This window comes from Paenibacillus sp. L3-i20 (assembly GCF_022180385.2).
GTDB lineage: Bacteria > Bacillota > Bacilli > Paenibacillales > Paenibacillaceae > Pristimantibacillus.
Map to the genome: position 1 here is coordinate 236,905 of NZ_BQME02000001.1, position 21,409 is coordinate 258,313.

Here is a 21,409-nt window from a genome sequence, read left to right on the forward strand (position 1 = left end):
TTCACCTCTTATCCAATATTTGTTCTATCTGTTGTATAATTTGATTACTTTGAAATCTTTCTACTGCTTTAGTTGCATCGTTTCTAAATTGAGAATATAAGGTTGCGTCCGTCATAAGCCGCTCAAGCGCCGCGCTTAAAGAAGATGAGTTTTGATCAACCAACAATCCATACTTTCCACCATCCAATATTTCTTCAGGTCCTCCACATTTGGTCGCAATAACAGGGACGCCTAATGCAAGTGCTTCTGCAAGCACTAGTCCAAATGATTCTGTCCTCGAACAACAAACCAATACTGACGAACTTGCAATATACGGATAAGGATTTGCTTTAAATCCCACAAACGTTATAAAGGCTTCAGCATCAGCTTCTCGGACTAACTGTTCCAGCATATCGTGCCGATTACCATCACCAATGATTATGAGCTCCAAATGATTATAAGTTTCATGCAGCTCGATAATACTTTCAATTAGAAGCTCTACCTGCTTTTCTTCGGAAAGCCGTCCCGCATAACACACTGTAAATTTATTTTCTGTCGTGTTTTGCAGCAATGTACAATTTTCTTCTTGAGAAAGTCTTTCTAACTTATCCATATCTATCGGGTTGTAAACAACTTTCATCTCATCGAGCCCCATATATCTTCGATATGCGTCAGCTATAAACTGAGATACAGTTACAATCTCATCAAACCCCATCAATGACTTTTTTAACGTACCCTTCTCTAAATAAAAAGGTAAATTAAAATCGAAATAGTATGGGTCATTGTGCAGCCAACAGATTTTTTTCGTGCCTCTTCCAGAACCAGACACCAATTTTGTCGGGTAACCTTCTTGAAACGATATTTCAATATCATATGTTTCTTTGACGAACACTTTGTGCAGCAACGAGGCTGGAAGGTGGATAAGCAGCCGATCGAGTCCTCTAACTCTTTTAGAAAATAATCCTTTATAACGAACATGTTCTGGCCACAGAGGAGCCAGTTCTTCCGTATAATCTCCGGTCATTACTGTAATGTTGTACTTTTTGGGGTTCAACAATCTGACATATTCCGCAAGTACTTTTTCTAAACCGCCGATCATGTCGCTTTTTGAAATAAAGAGTACGTTTATCATCGTCCTCCACCGAACTTCCGCCTTATGATCAACATGTAATAAACGCAATAATATTGAAATCCTCTTTGGGAGGCGATTGCTTGCACTAGCATCCGAGGATATTGACGAAGAACTATATTGTCTTGTGTTACAAAAGCTTGTATATCCTCATTTTCAAGTAATGAATTTAGCTGCTTCAATTGAGAACGGATACGTGACAATCCACTTTTGAAGTTCTCATCCAAACAAAAACGGATCGTCTCCATATATCTCTTTTGCAACGTTTCACTAACAGAGTCATAACAGTTTTGTTCCAAGCAAAACGCAACGATTTCTTTATGTAGACGACTAAGAATAAGAAATTTATCAGATCGATATTTATAGGTTAACGTCTGATCAGAGTGAATGACGTAATTGTAGCTAATATTTGTACTTAGACATATATACTTGCATCGACGCAACAGATCGATTACAAACAACGTATCTTCTCCCAAACTAATATCTTCACGGAATCGAATGTTGTGTTCTATCAAAAGTTGCCTTCGGATTAATTTTCCATAACAATAATTCACATATGACGATTGAATCATATCGTTAAAAAATAGGCTTAGCTCGGTTTGTGCGAAGTTGCCTTCCTTCTTGCAAACTAGCTCTTGCAGCAGTGTCATACTCCCATCATGATATCGCACTTGTCGCAAACCGCTAATAACGAGATCGACAGACCTTGAATCTTTTATCATGCCAGAAATATAATCTCTTTCAACATCATCATCAGAATCTACAAATTGAATAAATTCACCTTTTGCACATTCGATACCATAATTTCGTGCGGCTGACACGCCTTTGTTTTCTGTATGGAATACTTTGATGATTGGATTGGAATGATGAAACTCTTCGCAGATAGTTCCGCTGCGATCAGTGGAGCCATCGTTTATTAGCAGAATTTCATAGTGACTATAATCTTGTAGGAGAAGTGAAGTAATACAGCGCTCTAGATGCTGCTCTGCATTATAAACTGGGACGATTATACTAACCAATGGATTCATAGCAACCACCTATTAAAAGAGTTGTTCCACAGCTTGCACTGCCTTGTGGATATTAAACATAGCTCTACGTTCTAGCGACTTGCCCCGGTAATAGGTCCGCCTACCCTCATCTGTTAATAGAGCTTTTGTACCAATGTATAAGTCTTCTTCGTTGTTCGGCACCAGCATTCCAAATTCACCAAAACCTAGCAATTCGTTCGGTCCCGCACAGTCCGTACTAATTACGGGGAGTCCTAATACCATCGCCTCTGCTATAGCAAGGTTAAAACCTTCCGCTCTTGAAGAACATACGAAGAGATCACATTTAGCTATATAAGGATATGGATTAGAATGAAACCCCATTAACCGAACAATGTCAGCTAATTGATGGCTCGATATATACTGCTCCAGCTTGGATCTTTCCTCACCTTCTCCGAAAATCCAGACCTCAATTTGAAGCCCGTCATTCCGCAGTCGATTAACTACTTGAAGCAATCGGTCATATCCTTTTTGCTCAACCAATCTTCCGATCGAACCGATAATAAGCTTTCCAGACGGCTTTTGAATGTTCAACTTTGTGCTCTTGGATAACACTGCCTCACTATCTACTGGATTGTAGCAAACGACATTTCGTTTTCCTCGGTCTATTTTTTTCTCGAATGCTTGCTTAACACTTTGCGATACACATACGACCGTATCAAAGCTGTCATAGCTGTCCTTTTGCTGCTGCAAACTAGAGAAGTAGTTGTCTGCATAGCTTTGATTAATAGGATCTACATGAACCCAGGCTAACTTAGTGCTTTGAGAATTCGTGGATTTGGATATAACTTTAGTTACAAAGCCTTCCACAAAGCCAACTTCTACGTCATAAGCTTGTTTTACAGCTAGTCTGTAAATCCAATTTGCAGGTAACGTGTAGATTAGTTTGTATCGAATACGATATAAGAGATTGTAAAAGTAGCCTCGCGGCTCATAGCTCGGTAACAAACTGAAATAATTGCAATTAGCTCTTACTTCTTCCCTGTATACCCCCGTATCAACTACCGTTCCGACAGTAATTTCGTATTTCGATTTATCAAGATTTTTAACTAGATCAGACAGTACTCTTTCTGCTCCGCCTCCACCTAAGCTTTCGATAAAGAAAAACAGTTTTTTCAGCTTAATCCCCTCACTCTCAGCGTCCCTATATTCCACGTCTTAGAGCAAGCGGTACAGCTTTTCCAGCTCTTCCCCGTTTCCATACTCCCGTCCCATGCAATAATTCGCCAACTTCTGACGCAGTTCCTTAGAGTTGTATAACTCCTCAATCCCATTAGCAATGCCTTCTATTGACATCTCTGTTATATAACCGTCAACGCCATGATCAACTTGACTTGCTGCCGTAGAATATCTCGTGATCATGATTGGTTTTCCTAAAACTTGCGCTTCAGTAACGGTGACCGCTTTACCTTCATATCTCGATGGCTGTACATATAGATCACATGCAGCGATATATGGATAAGGATTAATTTGCTTCCCGAGCAGTATAAAAGAGTGCTCCAAGCCGAATTCTGCAATTAGTCGCCGAATCTCATCCTCATCTCCTCCATACCCAACAACATACCAAACGAGATGATCATATCCTCGATCGAACAACACTTTTAGTGCTCTTACCGCATTATCAATTCCTTTGGCATGTGACAGTCTCGCCACAGTAAGCAACTTAAAGCGATTATCCTGAGTCATTGGATTACCCTGAATATGCTGAGATGACTGTAATCTTATCGTTTCAGGTGACGTTATGTTCTCGATAACCCGTACTTTGTCTGACAGTTCCCCATACTTCGCAAGAAAAGAATCTCTACAGGCTTCAGAAACAGCGATAATCGCATCAAATCGCCGCCATATCTTCATATCCAAAGATATATCCGTTGTTACTGTAGAATAGTCTGTGTGAATCCATGCAATTTTCCGATCCGCCTTTACCTTTTCCGCTACGAAACTATGTGGCCATAAATAACTAATAGCTGCATCATATGTTCGATTTAAATCGGGTAGAAACGGCAAGGCGTATCGCCACATGAGCTGCTGCTGCAAATATCCCGGTTCGCTGACGCCCCCCAAGCGCCCAGAGATAAGGGCATGAGCCTTTGATAATAATCGAGTCATTCCAAGCGTGATCAACCGCTTCCTAAATGTCTCTGATATGGAATATCTAAACGATGCGTATTCAGCTATTTCTTGAAGTAGCTTCGCCTCGCTTGGCAGTAATTTCATAAAGTCGCCCTGATGTCGATACAGCATAAGATCAACTTCATACTTAGAATAGTCGAACGCATTCAACATTCCCGCCATGCTTCGTTCCACGCCGCCAACTTCCATATCGTAGGATGCAATTAACACGTTTTTCATTGAAATCTCCTTACACAGAAATGAATTAGGCGGACTGCCTTCTTGTTTTGCGCCAAGCCCAAAGTAAAGGCCTGAGTGGAAAATAAAGAAAATGCAATTTCAATGGAAGTGGAAGCGTCTTTGCATCTTCTGGAAACGGGTATAGAAAGCTTGCAAAAAAGATCAATTTTTGCCGATTTGTCATTAAAGCAAGTAAATAACGCTTATGATAACGTTCGACATCCTTCGGCACTGGTGGGGTATGGAGATTGATCATTCTTTGTACGTAGAACATCGTATCTTCTGCCAACCATTCAGCTTTTCGGGTAGCCAGAATTGGTCTCATCTCTTCTTTAAGCGGCGCTGCAAGAAGCTTCGCAGCCAAAAATATCGCCTGACCGCCGATATGTAGCAGTTGATGCTTTCGCAGCAAGTTTGTAAGCTTCGTCCAATCCATTCTCTGCTTCAATAACTGCTTAATATCAAGCAACCATCTAAGTCTGGACCAACCATGCCGCGCACCATGCGAAACTAGAAACAGAAATAAATCTTCCCTACCCAAATAATAGATTGGACGACTAATTAGGGAGCTTTGTCGTTTCCTGTTCCACAATTCGTCGAAACTTGGATCTTTTGAAGGGGACGGGTTCAATCGCCAATGGATCTCAACCTTTATTTTTTTCGCTGGATGATAATACGTTACATGGTGATGTCTCCACTTCCAGTCATTCAAAACACTAGTTATATAATCATCCTTCTCATAACCCAATGAAACGAGCAACTTCTCCGCTGCTCCCAATTGACAGATTGGAATGAGAAGATCTAGATCACAAGATGTTCTCAGTGAAACATCCCCATATAAATCCGCTGCTATGACCGGTCCTTTCAAAAATAAAGTGCGAATATGCAAGGCAGCTAAGTGGCTGGATAGTTGTTCCATCTCACCGCTTAATGCGAGCATCTGCAACGTATTTCGATAATAGTCTCGTTGAAATAGACTCATGACGAAGGTAGGAACATGGTTCGACTTTATTTCCTGTAACTTGCGACTTATTGTCGGAAATACTCTGTGATGTCTGGCCAATTCAATGAAGTCATGCCAATTCACATCCTCCATCAATTCCAAATGTTCGTAAGTCATTTCTGTGCCTGTATCCATCTCTAGCAACGCAAGTAATAGTGTTAATTCTTGAGAAAATTGCTCTGTATGGAGAATGATATCGTTTTTCATGAGCTTCTCCTTGTCACAATTCTTTAATAACGAACAAAATAGATCAACGTTGTTCTATAAAAAGAACACATGTAAAGATTAACACTCGTCTTTTATTCTGTCAATTATTTCTATGAAAATAAAAATGAGTCGAATTGCGCTGTATGCTAGAATGGAAATGTTAACAATTATAAAAGGAGTGGAAGGTTCTCTCATGACGAAAAAAATTGTTGTATTCGGTGCTGGTGGTCATGCTAAAACGGTTATAGATGTTATTGAAAAAGGAAAGCTTTATACCATTGTTGGATTATTAGATAACAATAAGCCTGTTGGTCAAATCGTTTACGGTTATAACATTTTAGGAGATGACCACTGGCTTGCAGAACATGCATCCTCCATTGATGGAGCAATCGTAGCCATAGGTGATAATTGGATTAGAGGATCAGTTGTGAAATTGTTGCGTAGCATCCAGCCCTCTCTTCCTTTCATATCCGCAATACATCCTTCCGCTCAAATAGCTAGAGGTGCCAATATTGGTGTCGGATCCGTTGTTATGGCTGGTGCTGTGGTAGGAAGTGACACAGAAATAGGGGATCATTGCATCCTATATCCTAATGTCTCCGTTGATCATGATTCCACTATCGACAACTTCGTTAGTTTTGCTCCAAGAAGCGTCACAGGTGGGAACGTGCATATCGGTAGCTTTAGCGCAATTGCAATAAGTGCTACTGTCATACATGGTATTACTATTGGTGAACACTGTGTCATTGGAGCAAGTGCTACTGTTTTATCTAATATTGCGCCTTATACAGTAGCTTATGGGACACCTGCCCGATTCATCCGTACTCGTAAGCAAGGAGAATGTTATCTTTAAGCGTAACGGGCTAAAGCCGTCCTTTGGAGGCTTAGCTTTCGTTTCGTGGAGAAATATAAGCCTCTTATAGGATGAAAAACTTATAAGTTCTTATATTTTAAGAAATGCTAATCGCACTCTCTTTGCAAATAGACTGGAGTACACTTTCAATAACTGTACAAACTCTTTGTTGCTCAACTACACTCATATTGGAGCCTGATGGCAAACAAAGTCCCTTCTTAAATAAATCCTCACAAACAGCTTCTGCACCTTCTTCATGTGAATAAAACTTAGTACTGGAGAATAAAGGTTGAAGGTGAAGTGGTTTCCAAAGCGGTCTAACTTCAATGTTTGCTTCAAACATTGACTTCAGCAACTGCTGAACGATACGATCCGACTCAAGATGGTCGACTGTTATTGTAGTTAGCCATCTATTCGATCGAACTTCACTTAACTCTGGCATAAATACAATCTCTTCCCAACTGCTTAAACTATCCGTATATGTATGAAATATAGTTCTCCTAGATTCTACTCTGTTATCTAGCACCTCTAATTGGGCCTTTCCGATTCCTGCAAGTACGTTACTCATTCGATAATTGTAACCTGTTTGGGAGTGCTGATAATGAGTTGCTTCATCCCTTGCTTGTGTCGATAGGAATCGTGCCTTATCAAGCGCAACCAAATCATTTGATACTAACATTCCTCCGCTTGAGGTCGTAATAATTTTATTGCCGTTAAATGAGAAAACACCAAAATGGCCAAACGTGCCGCTTTGACGTCCCTCAAATGTTGTCCCTAAGGACTCTGCAGCGTCTTCAATAACAGGTATGTTATAGCGATTACATATATCCATTATTTTTTTCATATCTGCCATTCCACCATATAGATGAACAACAATAACCGCCTTCGGTAGATTACCTGATTGAATCGCATCTTCTAAAGAACGCTGAAGTGCAGCCGGAGACATATTCCATGATTCAGGGTCTGCATCAATAAAGATTGGTTCAGCACCAACATATCGTATTGGATTAGCGCTAGCCACAAACGTAAAGCTAGAACAAAGGACAGTATCACCTGCCCCAACACCCAATATGCGAAGAGCCAAATGAATAGCAGCCGTACCCGAACTTACAGCTAATGCACCATCTACACCGAGATAAGTTGCAATCTGTTTTTCGAAGTCTGTTAAATGAGGTCCGACTGGGGCAATCCAATTACTCTCAAAGGCCTCAGCTATATACAGCTGCTCTCTACCACTCATATGTGGAGGAGATAAATAAATACGTTGATTTGAACCTTCTGCTATCCCTGACAATGTAATATTCACCCTTTCTGATTGTTCGTTTTCCCCTCGAAGAGAGGCATAGTAACATGATTCGCATTGCTGATTCCATCTGATTTAAATACTCGAATAACGGTGAGAAATAAAATTTTTATATCAAGCCAAAAGCTCTGATGCTCGACGTACCATACATCCTTGTCGAAACGTTCTTCCCACGTCACCGCATTTCGACCATTTACTTGAGCCCAACCCGTTATGCCCGGTCTTACCAAGTGGCGCTTCGCCTGTTCTTCCGTGTAAAGATCCAAATAATCCATTAACAATGGTCTTGGTCCTACAAGGCTAAGCTCCCCACGAAGCACATTAAAGAGCTGCGGCAACTCGTCTAAACTTAACTTTCGCAGTAAAAGTCCAAATGCTGTTAGACGAAGATGATCCGACAATAGATTTCCATCTGCTCCCTTTTCGCTAGTCATTGTTCTAAATTTGAATACATAAAATGGTTTCCCATGTAGTCCTGGACGCTGTTGTTTGAAAATGACAGGAGCGCCAAGCTTTGTCCTTACTAACACATAAACAATAGCCATTATTGGTAATGCAATGAGCAAAAGGACGCCTGTAATACTCAAATCTAATAATCGTTTCAGCATGGTTTACTCTCCTGTATCTCTATTAATTTATTTAGGTATAGGACTCAGAAGCTTTCTCATTCTAGAAATGAACTTTGGACCGACAATCCGGCTTGCCATTCTCTTGATATTGCTCTTTAGCCTCACATGCGCTGGCAGCCAAGATTGTGAGAAATGATGAATCGTATAACTCTCAGCGGTTATGAAATTTCCTCCGTTGATATAATCATATGGACTGAAATACTCTCTCGGATAAATAGCAACTCCATTTCCGATCATCTGCTCCTTGCCGTTAAGCAGAAGTCCTTCACGTTTGCAAATATCCGAAATAACAGCTGTATTCGTTAACATGTCGTAAGTGCCATCTGGGAGAAGAAATGCTCGATTTGCATAATACTTCAACAGCATTTCAATCCATGGGTGTTCAGCCGTTGCGCCCATCGTGCCTGATTGAAGAAAATTTTCATCTTCGAACCCTGAAAACGCATCATGATGCAGCAAAGGTTCAAGCGGCTTCAGCACTTCCACGTCCGTGTCCAGATAAACACCGCCATGGTGGTAAAGTGCATGAAGTCTCACATAATCACTTACGAAGGCAAACTTCCGGGCTTTGTATGCTTCCTGCACATATTGATTGCTATTGATGTCAAAGCTGTCCTCGTTCCATTCAATGAAACGATAACCTGGGAGATACTTGTTCCAGCTTTTCATACACGCTTTGATCTTCTTGGGCTTCTCTCCTCGTCCAAACCAGCAATAATGAATGATTCGCGGAATTTGCTCCTGATTATCCACAGTTCCCCTCCTAAGTCGATTGTATTAAAATAGTTTGCTTCATATGTGTAGTTGTTAAAAAGGCCATTTAATATAATTACTTTCATACTTAATATCCAATATAATTACATTTTCATAGAAGAAATAAAAAACAAACAAACTGACCATAACTAGATAGACAAGTCGCTGATCCTTCTCCCTAAACAACTTGATAACCCAACCTATCAACACAAGCTGGTACAAATTGAAATAGATCGTAAGACGTGCAAATATCCAATTCTGAGTCGAAATAATCATCAATATAGCGGATAGTATTGAAAGATTGACGAAAATGTCTGAATTAGGAAACAGTTCTCTTAATCTTTCTCTTCCTATATAAGCGATTACGAGAGGAGTGATACTTACTAATACTCGAATAAAGTTCGAGCCACCCTCTTGGAAATTTTGGTAATAGCCATAATTAGTATCAGCTATTGCTGCGAATAGTAAATCCGAAAAGTAGTTATAGCCAAGCACGATCATAATTGCAATAGACAAATAAATCATTGTCGCTCTGGTCCAAGCTTTGTATCTTGCTACAAAATAAATCGGAACCATAATCAAAGCAGTCTGATGGAACAGTGATGCAAATAGTACGAGCAGCATATATGGCTTCCATCGTCCCTCCAGCAAAAACTTTGTGCCAGCGAACACGATAGCAGCAGCCAAAAATTGACGAAGACCGTTCATAGATACGATAAATGCACCTGAAGTAATGTAGACAAACAGACTTATTTCAAGCATCCTTGAATACTTATACAACACACTTACAATCAAAATATTTGTTACTACTGCCGTTGTGACGAGCAGTATTTGCGGATCACTTGTTATCTTCTGAAGAATCATCTGTAAAATACTGAATCCGATTTCTTTACGCTCGAAAACAAGCTCCCACGTCATTTTATCAACTTCATATCCATGCATATAAAAATAGGTATCTCCGATATTGTTGCGTAGACCAGAGACAAGCACTAACGTAACTGCAGCCAGACCCGCTGCAAGTTTGTTAGGCTGAATCGGTAATGCCCCTATACCTATTGGCACTGAAAAGTATCTAGACATAAGACCAAAGAATGTTACAGCGACTAAACTAACCCACAGAATAATCATTTGTTCTTCCCCTTGGAACGTTTTTGTCTTTTACTTTGCGTCGAATGTACATATGCAGCAACAAACCAGGCGGAATCGCAAGCAGTGTCAGCCACTTCTTCGGTGAATCAGAAATCCAACGTTTATTTCGCGCGAACAAGCAGCTGGAAATGTAATGAACCGCTTGGCGGTACTTAAAAAAACGACTTGGGAGTGGTGACTCCATTAAAGCTTTCCTATAAAATGCAAATCCTTTCGGATTGCGAACATATTGCTTTAACATGTTCCGCGAAGAACCATCCTCCATATATTCCACATAGCATAGTACCTCGTTCAATAGTAGCAGCGGCAACATTTCATCTAGTTTGTAATATTTGTATGCAAGTCCAACGTAACGCTCTTCGTGAAAGAGTGGATATGGAAATTGACGAGTCAGTTCAGAACGATAAACAAGCTTTTTATCACCAGTAACACCATGGGTATTGTAAAGTGCAAACAATGAGGAACGTTCAATTTGATCTGGCAGAAGCGATCCAATCAATGTTCCATCCGTATATGCGTCTAATGCAACGAAGCCGCTTACTTCGTTCGTCCCGTACTCTTTCCAAAAATTCACGATAATCTCGACAGCCTGGTCAGGCATATAATCATCAGAATCGATACACACATTAAGTTCAGTTGAAATATGTGCGTATGCCGTATTATGTGCTCCATGCATACCTTGATTTTCTTGGCTAATATATCGAATTGAAATGCTTCCCTCTGATAGCCATTCCCGTACTAACGTCTCCGTATCGTCTGAAGATCCATCGTCGATGACAAGCCATTCGAAGTCACTGCTAGTCTGACGTTTCAAACTTTCATAGAGACGCCCAAGACAATATGCCCGATTAAACGTTGGCGTAAATACGGTTAACGTCTTCATGTTCCACCTCACACTGCGCGTAATAGTAGTTCTGTATCCATCGTGCTGTCTCTCGGATATCATAACCTTGACTTGCGAGCATACCACTTGCTGCTGAGCGAATGCTTCCATGCACCTCGATTTTGGCTATCTGCTTCACATATTCTGTCGTGGATTGATTCGAGATAAATTTCGCAAGTCCAAACCCCAGATCCGCTTCGGACGAAACGGCATCAGAGACGAGACAAGGCAGTCCTGAACACTGCGCTTCTACTAGCGTCACGGGTAAACCTTCATGGTGTGAAGGGAATACAAACACATCAAATGCCTGCAATAAGTTCTCTACGTCCGCTCTTATGCCCAAAAAAATGACTTTCTCCGCTATTCCCAATCTAACTGCTCTTTGCTCCATTTCTTGCCTTAGTGGACCGTCCCCTGCAAGCAACAACATGCTATTTGGTCTAATCTCCACGATGCCTTGGAATATGGTCAGCAACTGAGCATGGTTTTTTTGATGATTGAATCTGCCCACATGGCCCAAAACCAGTGTGTTCTGTTTAATACCAAGTCCACTCCGAACAACTTCCCTAATCGCTTCGGAGTAAGCGAAACACTCTGGGTCAATTCCATTTTTTAATAACTCTACATCTGATCTTCGCCCCGAGAAAAGCCAGTTCGCCGCTGCCTTTGAACATGCAAAACGGTGTGTGGCGCTGCGTCTAATATATAATCCGGCATACCATTTATATATCCTCGCAACAAGGTTGCCTTCACTTCTCGTATTATGGCTGTGTGCGACACGGACAGGAACGCCAGCATTGTGTGCAGCGCTCAGTACGAGACCACTCATCCGATCCATATGCGCATGTACGATAAGAAAGTCTTTGTGTGTGTCGAAAAACTGTCGAAGCGCTAATCGATATCCCTGATGACCAACCTCATTAATATAGGGAATGCGGTAAATTCGACCTCCTAATGACTCCACCTCATCGTCAAAGACCCCTTCCATACAAGTTAAAAAATCGAATTGCACCATGCTCCTGTCGATATGGCGGTACAGATTCATAATTAATGTCTCTGCACCGCCCCTATTCATATTGACTACTACATGAAGTACTCTTAAAGGGCGTTCCACTGCAATCTCTCCGTTTCTTCCACCGTCTGTTCCATCAGCGGCTTATAGAGCTCTTGTAGCTCCATTTGAACGCGATCTATCGAATAATCCTTCACCCGCTCCAAACTACGCCTTCCCATCTCTAATCGAGACTCGCGGAAGTTATAAAGAAGCTGTAAGCGGCTAGCGAACGCTTCGACATCATTTGGCTCGACAAGGAATCCATTGCGACCTTCTTCGATAAGCTCTTGATGTCCCCGATTCGTTGTAGCTACAATAGGTAATCCGCTCGCCATAGCCTCCATAATATTGACAGGAAGTCCTTCTCTGAGACTAGAGGAAACAGCAACGTCGCATATGGGCATAAGCTGCTTCATATCTTTTCTATACCCTAAAAAGTCAACCATCTGAGCGACACCCAGCTGATTGGCAAGATCACGACAACTTCCAAGCATGGTTCCTTCGCCAGCAAATAGTAATTTTGCATCCGGCATTTTTTCTTTTAATTTTGCAAGAGCACGAATGATCAGCTCCTGATTTTTGTTTGCGTTAAACTCAGCTCCGTAAATCATTAAAAATTGATCCTCTGAGTAATTGTACAAACTCCGGAGCTCCTTTTTCCCCTCCTCAGAGAGTGGACAAAACGTGCCTGTTGGTACGCCTACACCATGAACATGATGAATTTCACGCGCACGAAATCGATCCGTGAGTGCTCTTCGAAAATCCTCGTTATTAATGGTAATAAGGCAATCCGTTACCGTAGCCAAAAATTTCTCGATCGGATAATAAAGCAACCAATTTGCAAGTGGTGCACCTTTATAAAAGTGAAAACCATGAGCAGTATAAACGACTTTTGCACCCCGTTTTCTAGCGCCCCTCGCCGCTAATCGGGCCAGTGCACCGCCCATAGGTGTATGGCAATGGATAATACTGTAGCCCTCTTTGTCTATGATGGACTTCAACTCTCGATAAGCCTTTACATTATCTAAACTGATAGGTGATCGATGTATCGGGATATTGAATTTGCGATCAACATATTGCAAAGACAGCTCACCTTTTGCTGCAACATGAACCTCCCAGCCGTTCTTTTGAAACCATTCCATCATCGGAAGATGAAAGGCTTTAAAGTGATAATCAACTGTAGCGCAGAGCAATACTTTAGGTTTCATAGCTAGCAGTTTCCCTATCGAGTGTACGGGTCAAATATTCAAGCAACTCATAACGCAGATCGTCACGTTGCAGAGCAAATTCAATCGTTGTCTGAATGAAACCCATTTTTTCACCTACATCATATCGTTTGCCTTCAAATTCATAAGCGAACACCGCTCTAAATTTGTTTAACTCTGCAATCGCATCAGTGAGCTGGATTTCCCCTCCAGAACCAGGCTTTTGATTTCCCAAAATATCGAATATCTCCGGTGTCAAAATGTATCGGCCCATAATCGCCATATTAGAGGGAGCAGCTTCTTTGGTAGGTTTCTCAACCAAGTGATTGATACGATGGAAATGCGGTTCCATTACCATCCCGTCTACAATGCCATACCTTGATACTGCTTCTTCATGAACCCTTTGAACACCGATAACTGAGGAGCCGTATTGTTCATACTTTTCGATCATTTGTTTAAGACATGGCTTCTGAGCAGAAATAATGTCATCCCCCAGAAGAACAGCAAACGGTTCATCACCAATAAATTTTCTAGCGCACCAGATCGCATGCCCTAACCCTCTCGGCTCCTTCTGGCGTATGTAGTGAATATCAACCATATCGGATGACTTTCTAACCTCTTGAAGCAGCTCGAACTTGTTTTTCGAAGTCAAAATTTGTTCTAATTCCATAGAATTATCAAAGTGGTCTTCAATTGCTCTTTTCCCTTTTCCTGTCACAATAATGATATCTTCAATACCCGATTCAATTGCTTCTTCTACAATGTATTGAATAGTAGGTTTATCAACAATTGGCAGCATTTCCTTCGGCATTGCTTTCGTAGCAGGCAGGAACCGTGTCCCAAGACCCGCCGCAGGAATAATCGCTTTCCTGACCTTCATGTTTAAGACCAACTCCTCTTTCCTTTTATCCAAATATCGTTGCGAGCTTCCCTCGTGCCTCTGAATGGGCATGATTCGCAAGTTCAAGAAGTCGCACTCTTAACTGCGCTTGGTTCATAGTGGGGAATTCCGCAATCAATTCCTCAATTTCATCAAAATAGAGATCGGATGATTTGCCGATATAGATTTTCGGATATACTTGTTTTTCCATCACTTCATCGTCTTTTAACATTTCTTCGAATAACTTTTCACCCGGGCGAATGCCGGTATATTCGATGCCTATTTCTTCAACCGAGTAACCAGACATCCGAATGACATTTTGTGCGAGTTCCGTAATATTAACGGGATCTCCCATATCCAATACAAACACTTCTCCGCCCCTTGCGAGAGCACCAGCTTGAATAACCAATCTTGATGCTTCTGGAATAGTCATAAAATAACGAACCATTTCGGGATGTGTTACTGTAACTGGACCGCCATTTGCGATTTGCTTTTTAAACAGCGGGATAACACTCCCTCTGCTGCCAAGCACATTACCAAAGCGAACAGCAACAAACTTCGTTTGACTGATTTTCCCCATATGTTGAATGATCATTTCGGCAACACGTTTCGTAGCTCCCATAACACTAGTTGGATTAACTGCTTTATCCGTCGAGATCATCACAAACGTTTCGACACGACTTTTGCTCGCCGCTCTCGCAGCGTTCAACGTGCCTAATACATTGTTTTTGAATGCTTCTTCTGGATTACGTTCCATAAGTGGAACATGTTTATGTGCTGCTGCATGATAAACGACATCAGGTCGAAGAGCCATCATAACGGACATCATTTTGTCAGCATCTTGCAGATCCGCAATTTCCGTATAAAACTTAATATTCGAATCCCTGAATGACTCCTTAAGTTCATGTTCTATTGCGTAGATACTGTTTTCCCCATGACCTAATAAAATTAGCTTCTCTGGCAGAAACCTAGCAATTTGCCGGCAAACTTCAGATCCAATAGAACCTCCGGCACCAGTAACAAGGACAACTTTTTGGGTTACATATTCTGAAATACTGTCAATATCAAGCTCGACTGGTTCTCTTCCAAGCAAATCCTCTACTTGCACATCACGAAATTGTGTAACAGATATTCGACCTGTTGCTAAATCTTCAAGCATCGGGATGATTTGCGTCTTTGCAGTCGTTTTTGCACATTCTGTAAAAATGTCATAAAGCTGCTTCTTACTAAGGGATGGTAAAGCGATAACGATATTTTCAATATGTAATTCCTTTGCTTTGACTACGATATCAGCTATACCGCCGCTTACCGGCAAACCCATAATATCGAGCATCTGCTTATGGGTATCATCATCAATAAAGGCAACAGGTAACAACTCGGTGTCTGAGTTGTTCATTAGCTGCCTTGCCAGCATTGTACCTGCTGAACCTGCACCTACAATAAGTGTCCGCTTGCGTTTACCACTGCTTTTAGTGAGACTCCCTCGCACAACTCGCCAACCTAGTCTTGAGCCGCCTATTATTAAAATGTGGATCATCCATGTTGCTGATAACAGCTTTAATTGATGCTGCCCCGTTAATAAATATTGAACTAACCCAGCAAACAAAAACGTAAGTCCAACAGCTTTAACAATAATGACTAGTTCACCTATACTCGCGTATTCCCATGCTTTCTTGTACAGCTTGAAATAAAGAAAAAAGCTATGATGAAATAAGAGTAGTGCAGCTGCTAGAAAGTAGAACGAGTTGCTTGATGTATTTGAAATATCAAGCAACCAACAACTTGTGTAAAGTGCCAATATTACTATGATAGAATCCAGCAAAAGTAAGAGTGACAATCTACTTCGATACGTCATTACAGGTTCATCCTTTCTCCTCTTGTACATCTAATCGTTCGACTTCATTGTTCTTAATAAAGAACAATAAGGCGGAACGATCTTTTCTCCGCAAACTATTTGTTATGCGTTCTTTTTGTTCAATATAGCTCCTACGATGTTCGCTCCCGCAAAGGTCAAAGATTGCTTCGCTTCAAGTGCTTTGCTATGCGTCGTTTTTCCACAGTTCAAAAGCAACACGACACCATCACATTTGTTGACAAGTGCATTTGTATCTGGAGCTGTTAGAACAGGAGGGCAATCAATTACGATACGATCAAATTGCTCTTCAGCTGCTTTAATTAATTCTTTCATCGTTTGTGAATCCAGCATATCGGCTGAATTCGTATAGCTGAGACCACTTGTTAATACTTCAAGACCTTCGATCTCTGTTTCAACTGTTGCTTCAGCAAAGGGAAGCTGCTGTGCGAGCACGTTTGATAATCCTGGAGATATTTGTGCACTGAAAATTTTATGAAGCATGGGATTGCGGAAGTTTGCATCGATTAGAAGTACATGCTCGCCTCTTTGTGCCATACTAATTGCTAAATTAACTGCCGCAGTAGATTTTCCATCACCATCGGACGGAGAAGTAACGATTAAAGAACGGATAGAGCGACCATCAGATGCAAATTGGATATTGTTGCGAATCGTTCTGTATTGCTCTGAAATTTTATGTGTAGGATTTAGATAGGCCACCAAGCTCCGATTGGCTATTCTTTTAGCTATTTTTGCTCGTTCACGAACCAATTGTCTCACTCCTAATCAATCCTGGTTTTATTTTTTTCGCTGAACCGGAAGTATGCCTGCGTCTTATCTTTGACACTTGACCCAATACAGTTATGTCCAATAAGATTTCAACATCTTGTTCATTTCTTATCGACTCGTCAAGCGATTCTAAAAGGAATGTTAAGCTTACACTAAGTATTAGTCCTACAATAAAAGCGATATAGACAACAGTGTTGCTTTTTTCATTAATAGGATTAGCATTTGGTTCTGCCGATGTGAGTAAGCGAATATTTCGTACTTCAAGTGTATCGGCTGCTACTTTCTTAAATACGTCTACAACAGCATTAGAAATATCGGCAGCTCTTTGTGGATTTGAATCAAAGACAGAAATGACTGTAATTAGCGAGGAATCCACACTGCTTACTTGGATTTGACTACGCAATTGACCAATTGGTACAGTTAAATCCAGTTGTTTAATAACCTCTTTCAATACAATCGGCTCTTTGACAAGTGCCTTTACCGTCGACATCATGTCATTAGTAGTTGATATAATTATTCTTGATGAAGAAGAGTAAATATCTGGCTCCGATTGTGAGTTGTATAAAAATCCTAATACCGTACATGTTATTGTCATTAATACAATTAACCACAACTTCTTTTTTAGTGTAATTACTAACTTTCGCAGATCAATTTCCTTACCGGCTGGTCCACTCATTCGATCTTTGACTCGTGTCGTTTCCACTATTTCACCCGCTTATTTTGTTAGTTATAAAGAACATTATCGTAATTATAGTTCTTTATATAGAACAAGTCAACATCCCCATACACTCTTTTTCCTCGATTCATTAATGATCGATATGAAGAATAATGATGTTGGATTTCTTCCGACTATCAATGCCAGCGAACTCCTTGTGCTTTGCTTGTTCTTCCTTCCACTTGTTCGAACGAACAAGATCCTTTAGTGCGCGGAAATCCCCTTTACTCATTCCTTCATCGACAGCATCTCTTATAATTGAATGCCATTCTTCGTCTAACACCTCATCCACCCATACTTTTGGCGAAAGATCTTCCCCAAGCAGAAATTCGATGTTTGTATCGAGATGGTAAGCTATTTTTGCTAGTACTTGAAGGGATGGGTTATTTTGAACATTTCGTTCAATATAACTTAAGTAAGATTTCGATACACCCGCAAGATCAGCAAGTTTCGTGATCGAATAACCTTTCTTTTCTCTAAGCGATTTAATCCGTTCTCCAATCATAATATTCTCCTTCAGTCAGATTAGATCCGTACTATACTTACAAGCGCAAACGATTATCAGGAGTCTTTATAACGGACAATAATCTTATTTTAGTTCTTTAAAGAGAACAGGTCAATACCTTATTACATCTTATTTCTTTCTGTTACTCATTATTAGTCGTTCTTTATATAGAACTGCTACATACTGTAAACAAAAAAGACTAGTCCGATTTTCAGCTCGAACTAGCCTTCGTGCCTGAGTTGCATTATTACTGAATAATATCTTTTAACCCTTTGAGAAATCTGCTTGATGCATAACATTTCTGCCCATTAACCATCGTAATCTCTCTATTCCCAAAATCGATTTCTTCTATATTTCCCTTGCGTTTTCATAGGCTGACAGGTCATACATAAACGCCAAATCTTGCGGTACATATCCAAGCCGCCTATGTAACAGACGCGTAACTGCATCATTACATGCAAATATTCATCATAGTCGTCATTTATTGGGATGAAAATATCGCTGAAATACAAAAAAAGAGCTAGACTGGCTGCTGCCAGTCTAGCTCTCTAACTTTCTTCTACCATTATATTTAGCTAATAAGAGCAATCAAGCTCTTAAACTCTAACTCGTCAAATTTATCTAATACGCTCTGCTTGTCATAGTTCCAACTACAAACATTTATATCCGTATCAAGCGGTGCATCACAGCAAATAGTAGCCAATTGTCGCGAAAGATGCAGCATATCCATGTCGGCTTCAATCTTGGTCCTAATCGTTTTTGATACTCCGTCCAGATTGGCAAGTAATGCATCAATTGATCCATATTCCTGAATGAGCTTATGGGCTGTCTTCTCACCGATACCACGTACTCCTGGATAATTGTCACTAGTATCGCCCATAAGACCTTTAATATCGATGACTTGTACTGGCGTCAATTGACGTTCCTGGAACAAGAGCTCTGGGGTGTAGACCATATAATTGCCTATTCCCTTCTTCATAATTGCAACAGAAACAGATTCATCCACTAGTTGGAGCAAGTCATGATCTCCAGTTACAATAAAAATATCCGCTTGATCTTTAAACATCGACGCCAGCGTTCCGATACAATCATCCGCCTCATAGCCTTCAATGCCAACATTCTGTACATTAAAGCTTGCAACAACCTCTTTGACTAATTCAAATTGCGGAACCAAATCTTCTGGCGCACTTGGTCTATTGGACTTATAGCTTTCGAATTGATCCATTCTAAATGTCTTTCCACCCAGATCCCAGCAGCAAATAACATGTGTTGGGTCAAACTTGTTTACAGCATCCATAAAATATCGAACAAATCCGTGTACTGCATTAACAGGAATTCCAGTGCTTGTCCGGCGAATACTTCCCGTAAACGATGTTGCAAAATAAGCACGGAACAAAATCGCCATTCCGTCTACGAGAAGCAGTCTTTGCTTACTCATTTATAACAGCCCCTATTATTATCATTTAACAATCAACTTTTGAATCGTACCTTCTAATCACAAATGCAACTTTACTAGTTTATCACATGCTCGCCACGAATGAACCGTCCAATTCGTTCCGCAGCTTCCAACAATCTATCCTCTTCCTCAACAAGCGCTATACGAACATAGCCCTCGCCTTCCGTTCCGAAAGCTTCACCCGGAATTACGACGACACCTGTCGCCTTCAACATTTCCCGGGAAATGGTTCTAGAGGTCCAGATTATAGTGCTATCCCAACAAATAGTAGGAAGTTTAGCCCATACGAACATTGTCGCTTTTGGCGCTTCGACTTCCCATCCTTCTCTTCGCAATGCTGCGATAAAGGTGTCTCTTCTTCGTTCATATAACGTACCTATATTTGTGCAATCTGTCTCATTCATTGCTTCCTGCAGCGCAACGATACCTGCTTCTTGAATAGGATCAAATGCACCATAATCAATATTCGCTTTCAGTTCACGCAAAGCGCCAACCGCTTCTCGATTGCCCGCCATAAATCCGATACGACAACCAGCCATATTGAAGCTTTTAGAAAGGGAATGAAACTCAACCACTTGCTCAGAAGCGCCAGCTACTTGCAAAATACTTGGAGGCTTATAGCCATCGAACCCCATTTCGCAATAAGCTAGATCATGCACGACAAGAACATCATGCTTGCGCGCTTTTTCTAACAGTCTCTCGAAAAAAGAAAGATCCGCAACTGCTGATAGTGGATTATTAGGATAGTTCAGTAAAATAAACTTGGCTTTCTGCCAAATGTCCTGACTAATCGCTTCAAGGTCGGGCAAAAAATTGTTTTCAGAACGCAGAGGCATGTAATGGGCTTGAACACCAGCTAAAGCAAGTGATGCGGCATAGATCGGATAACCCGGATTCGGAAGCAATACGATATCTCCCGGATCGCATATAGCAAGCGCTAAATGAGCTAATCCGTCCTGAGAGCCAAGTATAGTAACCATTTCATTTGCTGGATCAACAGTTACTCCAAATCGATGATACATCCATGCTGCTGCTTTCTCTTTAAATGGCATACCACTCTTAATTGAGGGGTACGCATACATGTCCGTACGAAGTACAGCTTCACTTAAAGCTTTACGAACACTTTCAGATGGCGGCTTATCAGGACTACCAATACCAAGATCAATAATATCCATCCCATTTGCTGAGGCCGCCCTTTTCCATTCGGACACCTCTGCAAAAATCGAAGAACCAAGCTGTGATAATCTATCCGATCTCCACGTTTTCCCACTGCCGTTTACGTTATTCATTATTGCCCCAAACCTCAGCATATAGATCTTCTTTAAAACCAACTGTTATTACTTTACCATTTGTTACAATCGGTCGTTTTATCAACATACCGTTGGAAGCAAGAAGATTAAGTTTTTCCTCTTCAGACATCGAAGCCAGCTTGTCCTTCAAACCAAGCTCACGATAGACATCACCTGAAGTATTAAACAATTTTTTAATATCCATACCGCTTATTTTCAGCAATTGTTTAAGCTCCTCAGCGGTAGGCGTCTGCTCAACAATATTGCGAGTAACAACTTCATTCCCTTTGGCTTTTAGCGACTTGATTGCCGCTCTGCATGTACTGCATTTCGGATATTCAATGATTGTAACTTGATTTACAGTAGACATAAGAAAAA

The 21,409-nt window shown here is 40.9% G+C and carries 21 protein-coding genes; 1 reads left to right on the top strand and 20 read right to left on the bottom strand.

Going from position 1 to position 21,409, the window contains the following annotated elements; translation table 11 throughout:
- Nucleotide 1: 1 nt before the first annotated feature.
- From MFF31_RS01140 to MFF31_RS01160, 5 genes are read right to left on the bottom strand one after another with little or no spacing between them, the layout of a single operon-like run.
- A complete protein-coding gene (locus tag MFF31_RS01140) occupies nucleotides 2-1,111 on the bottom strand; it encodes a glycosyltransferase (protein ID WP_238186344.1) in 1,110 nt (369 codons plus the stop codon).
- Entirely contained in the window at nucleotides 1,108-2,136 is a 1,029-nt protein-coding gene (locus tag MFF31_RS01145) for a glycosyltransferase family 2 protein (RefSeq protein ID WP_238186345.1), read from the bottom strand. Before MFF31_RS01145 ends, MFF31_RS01140 begins: the two co-directional genes overlap by 4 nt.
- Nucleotides 2,137-2,148: 12 nt before the next feature.
- Nucleotides 2,149-3,309: a glycosyltransferase gene (locus MFF31_RS01150; RefSeq protein WP_238186346.1), complete on the bottom strand. Its 1,161-nt coding sequence runs from the start codon at nucleotides 3,307-3,309 to the stop codon at nucleotides 2,149-2,151.
- Between the two features lie 3 nt (nucleotides 3,310-3,312).
- Nucleotides 3,313-4,506, bottom strand: a complete 1,194-nt coding sequence (locus tag MFF31_RS01155) for a glycosyltransferase (RefSeq protein WP_238186347.1) — start codon at nucleotides 4,504-4,506, stop codon at nucleotides 3,313-3,315.
- A gap of 25 nt (nucleotides 4,507-4,531) precedes the next feature.
- Nucleotides 4,532-5,716, bottom strand: coding sequence for a nucleotidyltransferase domain-containing protein (locus tag MFF31_RS01160; RefSeq protein ID WP_238186348.1), 1,185 nt, complete (start codon nucleotides 5,714-5,716; stop codon nucleotides 4,532-4,534).
- Between the two features lie 193 nt (nucleotides 5,717-5,909).
- Here MFF31_RS01160 and MFF31_RS01165 point away from each other — a divergent pair, with 193 nt between their 5' ends.
- The gene (locus MFF31_RS01165) at nucleotides 5,910-6,569 is read left to right on the top strand and encodes an acetyltransferase (protein ID WP_238186349.1); all 660 of its coding nucleotides are present in this window, start codon (nucleotides 5,910-5,912) and stop codon (nucleotides 6,567-6,569) included.
- A 97-nt stretch (nucleotides 6,570-6,666) separates the two neighbouring features.
- Here MFF31_RS01165 and MFF31_RS01170 read toward each other — a convergent pair whose 3' ends face one another.
- From MFF31_RS01170 to MFF31_RS01240, 15 genes are all read right to left on the bottom strand, one after another.
- Nucleotides 6,667-7,809, bottom strand: coding sequence for an aminotransferase class I/II-fold pyridoxal phosphate-dependent enzyme (locus MFF31_RS01170; RefSeq protein ID WP_238188438.1), 1,143 nt, complete (start codon nucleotides 7,807-7,809; stop codon nucleotides 6,667-6,669).
- A gap of 62 nt (nucleotides 7,810-7,871) precedes the next feature.
- Nucleotides 7,872-8,477: a sugar transferase gene (locus MFF31_RS01175; RefSeq protein ID WP_282570459.1), complete on the bottom strand. Its 606-nt coding sequence runs from the start codon at nucleotides 8,475-8,477 to the stop codon at nucleotides 7,872-7,874.
- A gap of 30 nt (nucleotides 8,478-8,507) precedes the next feature.
- Entirely contained in the window at nucleotides 8,508-9,254 is a 747-nt protein-coding gene (locus MFF31_RS01180) for a glycosyltransferase family 32 protein (protein WP_238186351.1), read from the bottom strand.
- Nucleotides 9,255-9,308: 54 nt separating this feature from the next.
- On the bottom strand, nucleotides 9,309-10,382 hold the full coding sequence (locus MFF31_RS01185) for an EpsG family protein (protein WP_238186352.1): 1,074 nt from the start codon (nucleotides 10,380-10,382) through the stop codon (nucleotides 9,309-9,311).
- Nucleotides 10,363-11,286, bottom strand: coding sequence for a glycosyltransferase family 2 protein (locus MFF31_RS01190; protein WP_238186353.1), 924 nt, complete (start codon nucleotides 11,284-11,286; stop codon nucleotides 10,363-10,365). Before MFF31_RS01190 ends, MFF31_RS01185 begins: the two co-directional genes overlap by 20 nt.
- A complete protein-coding gene (locus MFF31_RS01195) occupies nucleotides 11,252-12,400 on the bottom strand; it encodes a glycosyltransferase family 1 protein (protein WP_238186354.1) in 1,149 nt (382 codons plus the stop codon). The genes MFF31_RS01190 and MFF31_RS01195 overlap by 35 nt, the downstream gene beginning before the upstream one ends.
- The gene (locus tag MFF31_RS01200) at nucleotides 12,385-13,548 is read right to left on the bottom strand and encodes a glycosyltransferase family 4 protein (RefSeq protein ID WP_238186355.1); all 1,164 of its coding nucleotides are present in this window, start codon (nucleotides 13,546-13,548) and stop codon (nucleotides 12,385-12,387) included. The genes MFF31_RS01195 and MFF31_RS01200 overlap by 16 nt, the downstream gene beginning before the upstream one ends.
- Nucleotides 13,538-14,425, bottom strand: a complete 888-nt coding sequence (galU, locus tag MFF31_RS01205; RefSeq protein ID WP_238186356.1) for a UTP--glucose-1-phosphate uridylyltransferase GalU — start codon at nucleotides 14,423-14,425, stop codon at nucleotides 13,538-13,540. The genes MFF31_RS01200 and galU overlap by 11 nt, the downstream gene beginning before the upstream one ends.
- A gap of 25 nt (nucleotides 14,426-14,450) precedes the next feature.
- A complete protein-coding gene (locus MFF31_RS01210) occupies nucleotides 14,451-16,280 on the bottom strand; it encodes a polysaccharide biosynthesis protein (RefSeq protein WP_238186357.1) in 1,830 nt (609 codons plus the stop codon).
- A 102-nt stretch (nucleotides 16,281-16,382) separates the two neighbouring features.
- The gene (locus MFF31_RS01215) at nucleotides 16,383-17,048 is read right to left on the bottom strand and encodes a CpsD/CapB family tyrosine-protein kinase (RefSeq protein ID WP_238186358.1); all 666 of its coding nucleotides are present in this window, start codon (nucleotides 17,046-17,048) and stop codon (nucleotides 16,383-16,385) included.
- Nucleotides 17,038-17,769 (bottom strand): YveK family protein, encoded by a 732-nt coding sequence (locus tag MFF31_RS01220; RefSeq protein WP_238186359.1) that lies wholly within the window; start codon nucleotides 17,767-17,769, stop codon nucleotides 17,038-17,040. The genes MFF31_RS01215 and MFF31_RS01220 overlap by 11 nt, the downstream gene beginning before the upstream one ends.
- Before the next feature lie 103 nt (nucleotides 17,770-17,872).
- Nucleotides 17,873-18,286, bottom strand: coding sequence for an XRE family transcriptional regulator (locus MFF31_RS01225; RefSeq protein ID WP_238186360.1), 414 nt, complete (start codon nucleotides 18,284-18,286; stop codon nucleotides 17,873-17,875).
- A gap of 571 nt (nucleotides 18,287-18,857) precedes the next feature.
- Nucleotides 18,858-19,724, bottom strand: a complete 867-nt coding sequence (locus tag MFF31_RS01230; RefSeq protein ID WP_238186361.1) for a 5'-3' exonuclease — start codon at nucleotides 19,722-19,724, stop codon at nucleotides 18,858-18,860.
- 74 nt (nucleotides 19,725-19,798) lie between these two features.
- On the bottom strand, nucleotides 19,799-21,031 hold the full coding sequence (locus MFF31_RS01235) for an aminotransferase class I/II-fold pyridoxal phosphate-dependent enzyme (protein ID WP_238186362.1): 1,233 nt from the start codon (nucleotides 21,029-21,031) through the stop codon (nucleotides 19,799-19,801).
- Nucleotides 21,024-21,401, bottom strand: a complete 378-nt coding sequence (locus MFF31_RS01240; RefSeq protein ID WP_238186363.1) for an arsenate reductase family protein — start codon at nucleotides 21,399-21,401, stop codon at nucleotides 21,024-21,026. Before MFF31_RS01240 ends, MFF31_RS01235 begins: the two co-directional genes overlap by 8 nt.
- Nucleotides 21,402-21,409 lie beyond the last annotated feature (8 nt).